This is a genomic window from Pseudoalteromonas sp. T1lg88 (genome assembly GCF_002964765.1).
GTDB lineage: Bacteria > Pseudomonadota > Gammaproteobacteria > Enterobacterales > Alteromonadaceae > Pseudoalteromonas.
On the sequence record NZ_PQCF01000001.1, the window covers coordinates 18,854 to 32,805 of the forward strand.

A 13,952-nucleotide genomic window follows, 5' to 3' on the forward strand; every position below is an offset into this window, starting at 1 on the left:
AAATAAACCGAAAGCCATTTTTATTACTAATGAAAAAATCGACTCTTTAGAATTAAAGCCGGTAATTTATCACTGTGGTCGATTAAACGCCCAGCAATCACATGCACCACCCCTTTATGATGCTCCACCACACCTTTAACCTCCAGCAGGCGAGCCGTTAAAAACGCTTTTTGCTGCGCCTTGGCGGTGGCCAGCCACACCACCACATTGATATTGCCAGTGTCATCTTCCAGGGTTAAAAAGGTCACCCCCGCGGCACTGCCCGGCGACTGACGCCCGGTGACCAAACCGGCAATGGTGACACTGGCGCCATTACGGCATTGGCTTAATTCGCTGGCTTTCTTAGCATTGCTAAACAAGCCTTGTTGACGTAAATAGGTTAATGGATGCGCTCCCATATTAACGCCCATACTAGCGTAGTCTTCCAAGGTATCCTGGATGCCGCTGGGCGCCGCCAAGACCGACTCTTCCTCCATAATGCTTTCATCATCGGCAAAGAGGGGCAAACGCTGCTGTTTATCCATAATTTGCCAGCGGCTGTTAAACCTGTCCTTGGCAATGGCCGCCAGGGCGTTGCTGCTGGCCAGCGTTTCCAGCTCCCCTTCTTGTAAACCATGATGGTAAAGCTCGCTAATGCTGCGATAGCCCGACGTAGGGCGCTGCGCAATCAGCTTATCTGCACTTGCCGCGCTAAAGCCCTTGATACAGCAAAAACCCAAACGCACGGCAACATGCTCGCCCTGGCGTATGACTTGATGCTCCCAGAGGGAGTGATTTACGTCTACGGCCAGTATGTTGATATTGTGACGCCGAGCATCCTGAACCAATTGGTCGAGGGAATAAAAGCCCATGGGTAAGCTGTTTGCCAAGGCGCAGAAAAACACCTCGGGGTAGTAGTATTTTAAATAGGCCGACACATAGGCCAACACCGCGAAACTGGCGGAGTGGGACTCGGGAAAGCCATACTCGCCAAAACCACAAATTTGCTGATAGATACGCTCGGCAAACTGATAGTCATAACCGCGCTGCAGCATGCCATCGATCAGCTTTTGTTTGAACTGGGTCAGCTCGCCGTCGCGTTTCCACTTGGCCATGGCGCGGCGCAGTTGATCGGCCTCGCCCCCACTAAACCCAGCAGCAACCATGGCCACCTTGATCACCTGCTCCTGGAAAATGGGCACTCCCAAAGTGCGCTTTAATACCTGCTCTACCTGCTTGGAGGGGTACTCCACCGCTTCATCGCCGTCACGGCGGCGTAAATAGGGATGCACCATGTCCCCTTGAATCGGCCCGGGACGCACAATGGCGATTTGGATCACCAGGTCGTAATAACAACGCGGCTTCAGGCGTGGCAGCATGCTCATTTGCGCCCGCGATTCAATTTGAAACACGCCCACGGTATCGGCCTTTTGCAACATGGCATATACCTGAGGGTCATCCCCCAGGCGAGTAATATCGGCAATGCTAATACTGTGCTGATAGTGCTTTTCCAAAAGTTTAAAACTGCGTTGAATAGCGCTCAACATACCCAAGGCCAGCACATCCACCTTAAGCAGTTTTAAACTCTCCAGATCGTCTTTATCCCACTGGATCACGGTGCGCTCAAGCATGGCGGCATTCTCAACGGGCACCAGCTCATGCAGCGGTCCTTCGGAGATCACAAAGCCACCCACATGCTGTGACAGGTGCCGGGGAAAGCCCTTTATTTCATCCACCAAACGGAAAAAGTGCTGGTTAATGGTCGCCTCAGGGTCGAGCCCGAGTTGGATCAGCTGCGCCTGCCATTGCCCGCCGCCGTGGCGGCGGTTAAGTTGCTTAATGTAATAATCAAGCTGAGTGTCGCTAAAACCAAGGGCCTTGCCCACATCGCGCATGGCACTTTTTAAGCGATAGGTGATCACGGTCGCGGCCAGGGCGGCGCGCTGCCGACCATATTTTTGATAAATATACTGGAACACCTCCTCGCGCCTTTGGTGTTCAAAGTCGACATCAATATCCGGCGGCTCGTTGCGCTCTTTGGAGATAAAGCGCTCGAACAAAACATCGATTTGTCTGGGGTCGACGGCGGTAATCTCCAGGCAATAGCAGACCACAGAGTTCGCCGCAGAGCCCCGCCCCTGGTACAAGATATCGTGGCGTTTGGCGAATTGCACAATATCGTGAATAGTCAAAAAGAAGGGCTCATAGCCTTGCTCGGCAATAAGCGCGAGCTCTTTGTCTATGGTAGCTTGGATCGCCGGCGGCGCTACCCCCTTAAAACGCTTCCTCGCCCCTTGTTCTACCAGGGATTTAAGATGTTCGCTGGCGCTTAGACCTTGCGGCACCAGTTCATAGGGGTACTGATAACTGAGCTCATCCAGATTAAAGGCGCAGCTTTGCGCAATCTGCTCACTGGTTGCCAACTGGGCCGGACTGAACAGCTTGGCTAATTTGTCCAAAGGGCGCAAAGCCCGCTCGGCATTGGCTAACAGGCTCTGTCCTAGCGAAGACACGGTTTGCCCTTGCTTAATGGCACTGAGCACATGCTGTAAAGGCAGGCGCTCCGGCGTGTGCATTAGCACGGCACCGAGCGCCACTTCGCTTATCTGCCATTGCTCGCTCAGGGTGCGTATATAGGCCAATTGCTCAGGTTCAAAGCCATTGAGCTCACGGCGCACACCTAAGTAAAGCTGTTCGCCATAATGGCGTTGCAACCAGGGCCCCCACTCTTTATCCGCCGTTTTCGCTGCTTCGCTGCGCCCATGTACGAGCCAGATCAGGATGCAGCCCTTCAGGGTTTTTAAATCCCATTCACTGAGTTGATAGCGCCCTTTTTCACAGCGCCTGCGGGCATTGGTGATCACCCGACAGAGCTGGCTGTACGCCGACTTGGTGGGGCACAACACCACCAGCTCTAATTCCTCGTAGCAAAGGTAACTACCAACGATCAGCTTAATGGGCAATTGCTGCGCCTTGATGTGGCTATGGGCCCTGACCACCCCCGCCACCGAACATTCATCACATAAGGCCAGGGCGCTGTAACCCAGCTCCGCGGCCCTGCCTACCAGCTCTTCCGGGTGTGAGGCCCCGGTTAAAAAGCTGAAATTACTTTGGCAAAATAATTCACTGTACGTGCCGGCCATCAGGCAAAATACCCCTGTATAAACCAGCCCTTGTGTTTATCCCTAAACACCCAGCACAACTGGCCACGACTGTTTTCACCGATATAGTAATCGCGCTCTAACTGCGCTTGCTGCCACCAATGACTTTGGATCCGCTCCGGGCCGCGCAGTAAACAAAGTTGCTCCTGTAAGGGGACGGGTTCGATCATAAAGTTGGGTCGCAAGAGGGCCTGCGGTGATGCGGGCAGCCCATCTTGATAAGGATGCAAGGTGGCCTCCTGCACCTGAGTAAATTCGGGGATATGCGCCCGCCCCGGTTGCAGACGATAGCAATGCTGCGGCCCTAAACGGGCGTTAAGCAAACTCAGCAGTTGTTGCTTTGCCAGCCCCTGCTGGCGCTTGGCAAAAAGGTTTTCGCTGTGACCGTCGGCGCTGACAAATTCCTCGCACTGCAAACGTATGGCAATGACCGGCGCCGGCAGCACTAAAGCCGCCAGCTTAATTTCCAGTAAGGCCTGCCAAGGAGCCAGCTGTCCTTGTGGCTCAACACTGTCTAAGCAGAGTTCCAGTGCCACTTGCTCGCGAAAAAAAAGACTAAAAACCAGGCGTTGAGTATGCAATTGATGCTGGCGCAGATAACGACACAAACACTCACACAACTGAGTTAAGGGCCGCAACAGACGCTCACAGTTATCGATTTCAAAATTCAGCTCCCGGCTTTCACTAAAGCTCTGGGTTGGCTGGTAAAAGCGATAATACCCGGACTTTTTCGCAAGGCCCGCATGGGGCAGTTGCCCCTGTAGACGGGTTAAATAATCCACCACCTCATAATGAAAGCGCTGGCGCAGCTGATTCATGGGCAGGGCTAGGAGCTGCTCGACCCGCTCAATTCCTAAGCGCGCCAATTGCTGTTTATGTTCGACTGCGAGTAAGAGATCCGTCACCTCAACGCGGGCCAGATGCTGGCGACAGACGCTTGCCTCATCACTGATAAAGTTTCGTTGCTCGCGGGCCAAGAGCTCCGCCACCTCCATGCTCTCTCCCGAGGCATAGTAAAAATGCGGCACAAAGGCACGAATGACCGGCGCTAAGGCGCCAAAAAGCTGCTCTGTACTGGGATAGAGAGCCCGCATACTGGTGGCCACCACAATCAAACAATCACTGCCGGCCAGGATGATGTCGCCACAGACTTGATAGCAGTGCGCCGCGAGCTCCTGCAATAATTGCCGCTCCAGCTCAGGCTCGTAGGGATACACTTGTAAGGTGGCGCACAGCGCCGCGGCACTGGCCAGGCCCATACCCAAGCGCACACCCAGACGCTGCGCCGCAGCATTTACTTGCACCACATGCTCTTTGGCCACCAAGACCGCAGGCTCCTGCAACTGCCGACGCTGCAATTGCAAGTGCGCACAATACACAGCCAAATACATTTACCCTACCTCGTAATGCTGGGCAGCCGGTTGCAGCTGTGTCAAAGATGACGCCATTTGTTTGTGGCTATGGCGGAGAAAGGGCCAGAGCTGCACCTTACTCAAGGTCACCTCGCCACGGGCAAAACGCCCTTGCTGACGCAATAAAACAAGCTGCAAGCCTTGTTGCCGCTGTTGCAATCGCATACTGATTTGCACCGGTAAGGCCGAGCTTTGACACTGATAATCCACAAGCACCAAAAGCGCCTGTGATTGCTGACACGCCAGGCTAAAGCGCCGCGCCTGAGTAAACGACAGACCCTGATGCCACAGCCACACTAGGGCACAACTGCTGCTGCGACAGCATTGCTCTGCGGCCCACAGCGCATGCGCCGTACTTTGCGGGCGTAAAATCAGTAAGCGGGCAGGAGCAACACCTTGGGCAAGCAACCATTGGATACAGGGCTCTGCCGGCGGATTAATGAGCACCACCAGGCCTTGCTCGCGCGCCTTCACCAACGCCCCCTGTAGCAGGGCAAATTCGCCTATGGCCGGCTCGCTGCTAAGGTGGATCACCCCGCTCTGCGGCCAGCCGCCACCAAGCAGCCGATCCAGGGCCGAAAAACCACTGCTAAGCACCGCCTCGCTTTCTTGCTGCTCAGCGCCCCGGTCTTGATTGGCGCTGAAGATCAGTCCTTGATGGTGCATCGCTGCTAAAGTTGTGTTCATCCACATCACCTCAAAATACTGTATATAAATACAGTATAAATAATTTTCGCGGATGCACAAAGGATCGATTTTATTCGAGCAAAAAGACAGGTGCAGAGGCTTGCCAGGAGGAGGAAAACAAAAAAGCCCAGCGTGTTGGGCTGGGCTTGTAAGAAACTGAAAAAGCTAAAAACACCTTATTACGAATTAATAGCCAGGCATAGTTTGCTAATGCCATCGAGTATTCGGGTGCTGTAGCGATGCAGCAAATCGGCGTCGATGGCGCGGATCGCCTTATTTTGTACCGCCGGGATCATGCCCCATTGTTGCCACTGCTGGGTTTGTTCGGCGGCATTTTTTTCACTGCTTAAAACAATAATATCCGGCTGCGCCAGAGCGACATTTTCGACACTGATCTGCGGATAGTCGGTGCTGTTATCGGCGAAGGCATTCTCGCCGCCACACAGGGTAATCGCCTTGCCAATCAAGGTGTTGTTATTGACCGTCATCATGGGCGCCGACCAAAGTTGATAAAACACCTTGGGCTTTTGCCCCTCACTGCGCCGATAATCTTGTTGCAAGCGCTGATAACCTTGCTCAAATTGTGCGGCCACCCGCTCGCTCTGGGCCACATTACCGGTGAGCTTTCCTAGTTGTCGCAACTCGGTGGCAATGTCCTCCACCCCTTGTATATTACTGATATACAAGGGCACCCCTAAGCGTTCCAGGGTTTCCACATCGGCGGCCTTATTGCCGCCTTGCCACACCACTACCAAGGTGGGTTTTAATGCCAATATTTTCTCTATTTGCACCCCGTAATAGCCGCCAACACGAGGCAAGGCCTTGGCCTGCTCCGGGTAGTCAGCATGATCGACGCTGGCCACTAGATGCTCGCCGGCGCCTATGGCATAGAGGTTTTCCACTATATGGGGAGAGAGGGCGACAATACGCTGCTGTACCGCCGTAGGCTCTTCACTTGCAGCCGCACTTGCACCCGCACTTGCAGCCACACTGGCAAAAAAGAGCGCCGTAAAGGTCGCTAACCAGCGAGAGATGCCCATTAGTAATCAAACCCTGCGCGTGCCTTAATCCCGGCATCGAAGGCGTGTTTCACATTGCGCACCTCACTGACGGTGTCGGCAAGCTCCACTAAACGACGGTGGGCACCACGCCCGGTGACGATCACAGATTGCATTTTCGGTCGATTTGCCAGCGCCTCCAGTACCTCGTCTAAATCGATATAGTCATAGGTCAGCATATAAGTGAGCTCATCGAGCAGGACCAGATCTAGGCTCTCGTCGGCGAGAAATTGCTTGGCCTGTTGCCAGGTTGCCTGCGCCGCCTGAGTGTCGGCCTCACGGTTTTGCGTTTCCCAGGTAAAGCCGGTTTTCATTACCGCGAAGGGCACACCCACCTGCTCCAGCAGGTTGCGCTCGCCACACTCCCAAAGACCTTTAATAAACTGTACTACCGCCGCTTTTTGCCCATGACCGACACAGCGTGCCACGGTACCAAAGCCGGAGGTCGACTTGCCCTTGCCATTGCCGGTGATCACCTGCAATATGCCCTGCTCCGTCTGCGCCTGCTCAATACGCTTATCCACTTCGGCCTTTACTTTTTGTTGGCGCTTTTGATGCTGCGCATTTTTATCCGTCATGCCACGACTCCATGAACTAAATTAGATTACTGATATCAAGGTACGATTATCACACCCCGACAGGGGCTCGTTTTAATGTTTATGCCTGTCGGCTCTATACCGCACCCATTATACCCATTCACAACGCACATTTTTACTTGCGAGAATACTGACAATATTGCAATGACCAAGATGCCCAACTTATCTCCCGTCGCCAATATAAGAACGTCGAGCATCAAAGTTGAGAGAACTAAGTCTTTATTATTAAGTGAAATATTTCATCTGATTACAAATAGTGGCAATCCCACAACTCGCGACTAGGCTTGACTAAAGGGCAATAAACGGAACCTTGTCATGCACGCCTATAAAGATCAACAATCCATAGCCAATTGCAACCAAACTCACCTTTGTGACGGCAGCGTTGCCGGCTTGTTTGCCCACCAGCAACAACGTAGTTTACTAAAGCAACAGCTCAGCACCCAAGTTTTACCAACACTTACAAAAAAAGAACTCCAAACACTTAACGCCGGCACCGCTGCCACCATTTTGCAAGCACATAAACCAAGCCGCGAGCTGGTTACCCCGCTTTTTAATTCGCTTTTTACGGCCTATAACGCCGTTTATCAACACGCCGATATTGCTAAAGCCGAACGCAGCCAACAGTTTATCAGTAAACACGGCCTGGTAATGGCACCAGATCACTGTATTCACACCATTAAAGATGGTTTACGGGTGAGCGCCTATATGCGCGCCATAGACAAGGCTATCACCGCCTTATTTGGTGGCGGCCAGGAAAAAATCTTTATCGCCTATCCCGCCTGCGGCCCCTTTGCTCCTTTATTGTTGCCACTGTTGAGTCACTATCAACGCCAGGGCATAAGCGGCGAGCGGTTGCGCATCACCCTGATCGATATTCAACCCGGGGCCATCGCCTCACTGCATAAGCTGATCACCGAGTTGGGGCTGCAAGAATACATACAGCAAATGTATTGTGGTGATGCCTGTGCTTATAACGCCCCTATGCTCTTCGATCTGGTCATTGTCGAGGCCATGCAACATGGCTTTAGTCGGGAAGGACACTTCGCCATTGCCCATCATTTTGCTCAGCAGTTAAGTAACAATGGTTACCTCATTCCGCAGCAGGTCGATGTTCACGCCATGCTCAATATAGCCCAGCTTGAGTATGTGGAGCAGTGGCGCAATGAGGGTCTCAGTGCCCAACAACTCAGTGAAAAATTAAGGGCCATTAGCCAACAACGCACCGAGCTCGGCGTGGTCATGTCGATCACGGCACAAAGCCTCAGGGCCATAGCTCCTAGCCAGATTGAACAACAAGCACTGCTTGGTGCCGCTACCTTGGTTCTGCCTCAGCTCGCCGAGCATGCCAATAAACAAACCCTGAGTCTGTACACCCAGATCAGCTTGTTCGCCGATGAGCGACTCGGGTTGTATGACTCGGGGATCACCCATCCGCTTCCAGATCTCAGTGTCTGCATCAACTTTATCCCAAGCGACCCGCAAGCGGATGACACCTTGGCAAATTCTGGCGACACCCTGAGGTTTTACTACAGTTTAAGCGGTCTTCCCGGCTTTTTGGTCATTAAGGAATAGGCAATGAAGGAACAACCCAGGACTCTTGTGTATGCCAGCAGCCTGTTTGCCTGGCCCTGTATTGAGGCGCTATTTGCCACTGAGCAGCTTGTCGGGGTGATCACCCCGGACCCGCAAACATTGGGGCACAGACAAGAGCCCTTGCTGCAGCTGTTGAATCAGCTGCAAGCCAATGGCATTCCCTTTGAAGTGGTATGCAAGGAGAAGCTGCATTTAATTCCCAGCCACTTACCGCACTTTAACGCCGATCTTGCCCTGTGCCTGGGCTTTAGTCATTTATTACCGCAACCGGTCCTCGAACACTACAGGTTAGGAATTTATAACTGCCATGCGTCTCCATTGCCCGCTTACGGGGGAAGGGACCCCATCTATTGGCAGCTGCGCAACCAAGAAACATACAGTGCCCTGACCTGGCATGTCATGAATGAGCACTTCGATAGTGGCGACATTCTGCTGCAGCTGCCGCTGCCCCTTGGCGGTCAAGATACTTATGCCAGTTTGGTTCAGCGCTTCGCTTATCTGGCTCTTAGCAGCCTGGAACAGCTTTTTCACCAGCTCACAACCGCTACAGTCGCACTGCCGCCAAAGGGACAAAAAGCAGACCAAACAAGTGCTGCGCCGGAATTTATCACACTGGATTTTAATGCCCTCACCGGGGCGCAAATTGAGGCGCTCACACGCGCTCATAACGGTCACTATGGCCGGGTGCTGCTCAATATTAAAGGTATGGCGGTTGAGCTTATTCAAGTCAGCCTGGCCGATTACCCGGGCTATGGCACGGCACCGGGCACCATAGTGATGATTTCCTCGACGCAGGGGCTGGTCGTCAATACGCAGGATGGTTGTATTCGCCTGGATATTGTCGCCTGCGAATTAGGCGTTATGAGCGCCGAACGTTTAGCACAATTAATTTACCTCGATGCCGGTGAGCAGCTGCAACGCCCACCGCACCCATTACAACAGCAAGTATAAGGACAACTACATGGACCCCTTTATCGCTCAAATTCAGCCCTTTGGTTTTAACTTTGCACCAAGAAACTGGGCCACCTGTGATGGGCAATTGCTGCCTATCACCGAGTACACTGCGCTCTTCTCGTTAGTAGGCACCAACTTTGGCGGTGACGGTCGCACTAACTTTGCGCTGCCCGATTTGCGTGGCAGAACAGCGGTGAGCCAAGGCTCAGGACCGGGCCTTACGCCTTGGACCATGGGCCAAAAACGCGGTGCGGAAACACATATCTTATCGGTGAACGAGCTTCCAGCTCATACCGCCGAGGCTAACCTTAACGGCGTAACGGGAACCCTGAGCGCCACTACGGATGGCGGCACCACGGAAACGCCGCAAGCTGGCTATGTACTTGCAACGACCGTAGCCGGCGATAGCCGCAGTGATACCCCGGAAAAAATCTATGCCCCCAGCAACAGCGCCACCGAGGTCGCACTAGGGGGTGTCACCCTCAGCGGCACCGCCCCGGTACAGAGCCCGGGCAATAGCCAGGCCTTTAATATCAGCCAACCCAGCCTGGGGGTTAATTACTCCATGGCGTTAGAGGGCATTTATCCATCCAGAAGCTAGACTGTTTTATCAACAGGAAGTAACTCGGTGGCGTCAAAAGGCGCCACCCTTTTGCGTTTATAAAGGTAGGAACAACAACAATGACGCAGTATCATTTTATTTCAGGCTTGCCCCGCTCTGGCTCCACACTGTTGGCCGGTTTATTAAGACAAAACCCCGCCTATCATGCCGCCATGAGTAGCCCGGTGGCCCCACTGATGGCCGGGTGTTTAGAGCAAATCGGTGCCGGCAGTGAGTTCGCCCCTTTTTTTAGCGAGCAAAAACGCCGCGCCCTGTGCCAAAGCCTGGTGAATAGTTACTACAGCGAACACGCCGATAAGCAGGTGATCTTCGATACCAATCGTATCTGGACGGCACGTATGCATCAGCTGGTAGAGCTGTTTGACGATTTTAAGGTGATCTGCTGTGTTCGCAACCCTGCCTGGGTGATGGACAGCTTTGAGTGCATCTATCGTAAAAACCCCTTTGACTACAGTCGCATGTATTCCCCGCAAAGCCGGCAAACCGTATATACCCGCTGCGAGTCCATGGCCCATCATCAGGGGGTGTTCGGCAGTGCCTGGACGGCCTTGAAAGAAGCCTACTATGGCGAATATTCGCAGCGCTTATTGCTAGTGGATTACGACTTACTTACCCAGCATCCGGCGCGCACCATGGAGCTGCTCTACCAGTTTTTAGACTTGCCTACGTTCGACCACGACTTTAATCATGTGGAATATGAAGAGGGTGAATTCGATAGCAATATTGGCGTCAAAGGCCTGCATACGGTCAAAAAAGAAGTCAAATTCACCCCAAGGCGCAGCATTTTGCCACCCGAGTTATTCAACAAATACAGTGACATGGCATTTTGGCAAGACACATCGGGCACACAAGCCAGCCTGATCTGCGCCACAGCCCCCCAAGGAGACACCTATGCATCATTTTAAACTCAATAAGGCCGCCGCCTTGCTGATGCCCTTGGGCCTGAGCGCACTCCCCACCTTAGCCGGGGCCTACGGCGGTTATATTCGTACGCAACAACAGCGGCACACGCCACTGGCATCACACACGCTGGGCCAGGAGAGGCACAGGACCTTTGATGCCAGCAAGATGCCAAGCAACAAAAAGCCGCTGCCACCGGCAGATTTAAGCCTGATGCAAGGCACAATAACCGCCTCCCCCACTGCCCTGCCAAACCACGCTGGAATCGAGTTAAAAGCAGGACAGCTCAGCCAGGAAGTAATGATCATAGATGCCTCACTGCCTGATAAGTCCACTTTTTACAAGGCCCTAAAACCGGGCATAGAGGTGATAGAAATTGATGATCAGACGCCGATATTTGCCCAGCTTAATAGCAAGCTGGCTGCTTATAAAAGCCTCGATGCCTTACATTGGGTAAGCCATGGCTCACAGGGAAAAATTCATGTTGGCCAACAACAAATCAGTGCCACCAGCCTCAATGATTATGTGGCCGATATCAAACGCCTAGGTACTAAACTGAGCGCCGGCGCCGACATTCGTTTTTATAACTGTAATCTGGCCCAAGGCGAACAAGGTATTGAGTTTATAGAACTCCTCAGCGCCCATACCGGTGCCGACATCGCAGCATCAAATGACCTAACCGGAGCCAGCGATAAGGGTGGCGACTGGCAGTTGGAAATCGTTCAGGGCGATATCGACAGTGAATCGCCGTTTGATGCCCTGACTCTGCAGGATTTTAGTGATGTGCTGGCAACCTATGTTGCCGATGACTTTTGCCCCGATGAGCTACCAACCAATGGGGAATGCGGCACAACAGAAACCTCAGCCAATGGTAACTTAGTAGCAAGCGGGCCAAGCGGTACTTATATTCATCAATACAGCACGACCCAGTCTCTTTATACGTTAAGCTACCCTGCTCCCCCTACGGCTACAGGGCACATAGAGTTTACAAAATCAGCTAGTTACACAAATTTTAATCTAAATTCCCTAAAGTTAGATGTTTATAACTCTTGCCGTATTGAAGTGACAAATAACTCAGGTAGTACTATTTACGCCAGCACGGAATTCACTACCGGGCAACACACCCTCACTTTGGGAGGAAATACTACAAACATCTCCTCATTTAGAGTAACCGGAACTAACTGCGTACCAAACTCAACTTCTTTTGGCGTAATAGAATTCAATACCACGCCTTACAATAGCGCGCCAAGCATCGCCAACCTAAATGGCGATAGCCTCAATACTTACCCCGGCAGTGCGACACTCCTAGACCAAGGCAGCAATGCTACGGTCAGCGACGCTGACAGCTCGGATTTTAGTGGCGGTAACCTCAGTGCCACCATTACCTCAGGAGAAGATGCCGCCGAGGATCTGCTCAGTGTCGATACCTCGGGCGCAGTATCCCTGTCGGGCCCCACGGCCGGCAGTAATCTGTCGGTGTCGGGGACAGTGATCGGCACGCTCGCGAATAATATCGCCGCCGGCAACGACTTTACCGCCAACTTCAACGCCAACGCCACCCCAGCCAGAGTACAAACCCTGTTACGGGCCCTCAACTATGAAAATACCGACTCAGTCAGCCCCACCACGGGAGCTCGAAATGTACGTGTGACGATCAACGACGGCGATGGTGGCACCTCGGCGAACCAGGATATAACCGTCACCGTGTTAGCGGCTAACAGCGATGGTAATTTAAGCGCCGCGGATGGCGTAATTGAACCGGTCGCTCTGTCCACCACGGTCGATACCAGCGGCGAAGCGGTTAACCTCTTCGATTTCACCTTAAGCGATGGCGGCGGTGGCGATAATCTGGCCATGGCTGTGTCGGCTATCCGGGTGCAGGTCGCTGGCACCTCCAGCGACCCTGAACGTGATAAAGTGACCTGGCGATTAAGTGGGCCTGACGCGAATAACGTCACTGGTGTGTACAATGCCCTCGCTGACGTGATCACATTTTCCGGGTTGAATATATCAATTGCCGATGGCGACAATGAAACCTACACCATCAACGGTTATTTCAATAACAATACGAACCTGACTGAAAAACATGCCTACCTGCTGAGCATTGATGGCGATACCGATGTCACCTTAGGTGCAGGTACACGCATGGGGGCCACCAGCCTAATCAACAATGGTACCGGGTCACCCATAGAGGTCTTGGCCACCCAGCTGCGCTTTAGCACTCAGCCGGCGGGCAGTGTCTCGGGCAGTGCGCTTATGACACAGCCCGTTGTGACAGCCTCCGACGCATTTGGCAATACGGATACCGACTTTAGTGAAACCATTACCCTGAGCGAAGGCTCGGCCGGTGTGCTCACTAACGCCAGCGCCAGCGCCAGCAGTGGTATCGCCACCTTCAGCGGCCTGACCTATACCGCCACCGCCGACCAACAAGCCTTTACGTTAACGGCCAATGACCAAGACGGCGTTGGCAGTGACCTACCCAGTGTCAACGCCAATGCCGTTATTGCCGATGTGGTGGCCACTAAACTGGTGTTTAGCACCGAGCCCGCCCCCACCTCGATACCCGCATGGCAAAGCACCAGCTTTACCACTGTGCCCGTAGTCCAGGCGGTGGATGCAATTAACGTGGTGGATCAGGGCTATAGCACCAGTATCACGCTCGCCGAGGTCAATGGCCCAGGCACCGCCATAATGACGGCAACTGGCGACATTGATGGTAATGCCAGCACGGTTTCCATCACCCCGAGCTCAGGGTCGGCCACCTTCACCAACTTGCAATTAACCTACAGCCCCGCCGGAGCGGATTCGGAAGTCTTTAACCTGCAGGCTTCATCGGGCGGCTTGGCCACTGCCAACAGCACCGCGCTCACCGCCTTGGATACCATACCGCCGCGAGTCACCGGTATTACACTGGTTGGTACTCCCCCGGCTAATGCCACGCAATCAGCTACCTAGTAAGCTTTGACAGTCAAGTCCAAAATATTTCC

The 13,952-nt window shown here is 53.2% G+C and carries 10 protein-coding genes; 5 read left to right on the top strand and 5 right to left on the bottom strand.

The window, feature by feature from the left end; translation table 11 throughout:
* Positions 1-26 precede the first annotated feature (26 nt).
* The 5 genes from C2M34_RS00085 to cobO form a co-directional block, all read right to left on the bottom strand.
* A complete protein-coding gene (locus C2M34_RS00085) occupies positions 27-3,122 on the bottom strand; it encodes an error-prone DNA polymerase (protein ID WP_105257743.1) in 3,096 nt (1,031 codons plus the stop codon).
* The gene (locus C2M34_RS00090) at positions 3,122-4,531 is read right to left on the bottom strand and encodes a Y-family DNA polymerase (protein ID WP_105257744.1); all 1,410 of its coding nucleotides are present in this window, start codon (positions 4,529-4,531) and stop codon (positions 3,122-3,124) included. The genes C2M34_RS00085 and C2M34_RS00090 overlap by 1 nt, the downstream gene beginning before the upstream one ends.
* Entirely contained in the window at positions 4,532-5,239 is a 708-nt protein-coding gene (locus C2M34_RS00095) for a hypothetical protein (protein ID WP_158681368.1), read from the bottom strand.
* A 179-nt stretch (positions 5,240-5,418) separates the two neighbouring features.
* On the bottom strand, positions 5,419-6,279 hold the full coding sequence (locus C2M34_RS00100; protein ID WP_105257746.1) for a cobalamin-binding protein: 861 nt from the start codon (positions 6,277-6,279) through the stop codon (positions 5,419-5,421).
* A complete protein-coding gene (gene cobO / locus C2M34_RS00105; RefSeq protein ID WP_105199726.1) occupies positions 6,279-6,875 on the bottom strand; it encodes a cob(I)yrinic acid a,c-diamide adenosyltransferase in 597 nt (198 codons plus the stop codon). The genes C2M34_RS00100 and cobO overlap by 1 nt, the downstream gene beginning before the upstream one ends.
* Positions 6,876-7,208: 333 nt before the next feature.
* Here cobO and C2M34_RS00110 point away from each other — a divergent pair, with 333 nt between their 5' ends.
* The 5 genes from C2M34_RS00110 to C2M34_RS00130 all read left to right on the top strand — a co-directional run bounded on the left by C2M34_RS00110 (position 7,209) and on the right by C2M34_RS00130 (position 13,920).
* Positions 7,209-8,465, top strand: coding sequence for a hypothetical protein (locus C2M34_RS00110; RefSeq protein ID WP_105257747.1), 1,257 nt, complete (start codon positions 7,209-7,211; stop codon positions 8,463-8,465).
* Between the two features lie 3 nt (positions 8,466-8,468).
* Positions 8,469-9,437 (top strand): formyltransferase family protein, encoded by a 969-nt coding sequence (locus C2M34_RS00115; protein WP_105257748.1) that lies wholly within the window; start codon positions 8,469-8,471, stop codon positions 9,435-9,437.
* Positions 9,438-9,447: 10 nt separating this feature from the next.
* Entirely contained in the window at positions 9,448-10,041 is a 594-nt protein-coding gene (locus tag C2M34_RS00120) for a phage tail protein (protein ID WP_105199723.1), read from the top strand.
* Positions 10,042-10,121: 80 nt separating this feature from the next.
* Complete coding sequence (locus C2M34_RS00125) at positions 10,122-10,967, top strand: sulfotransferase family protein (RefSeq protein WP_105213193.1); 846 nt, start codon at positions 10,122-10,124, stop codon at positions 10,965-10,967.
* Positions 10,954-13,920 (top strand): DUF4347 domain-containing protein, encoded by a 2,967-nt coding sequence (locus tag C2M34_RS00130; protein WP_105257749.1) that lies wholly within the window; start codon positions 10,954-10,956, stop codon positions 13,918-13,920. Before C2M34_RS00125 ends, C2M34_RS00130 begins: the two co-directional genes overlap by 14 nt.
* The last annotated feature ends 32 nt before the right edge of the window (positions 13,921-13,952 follow it).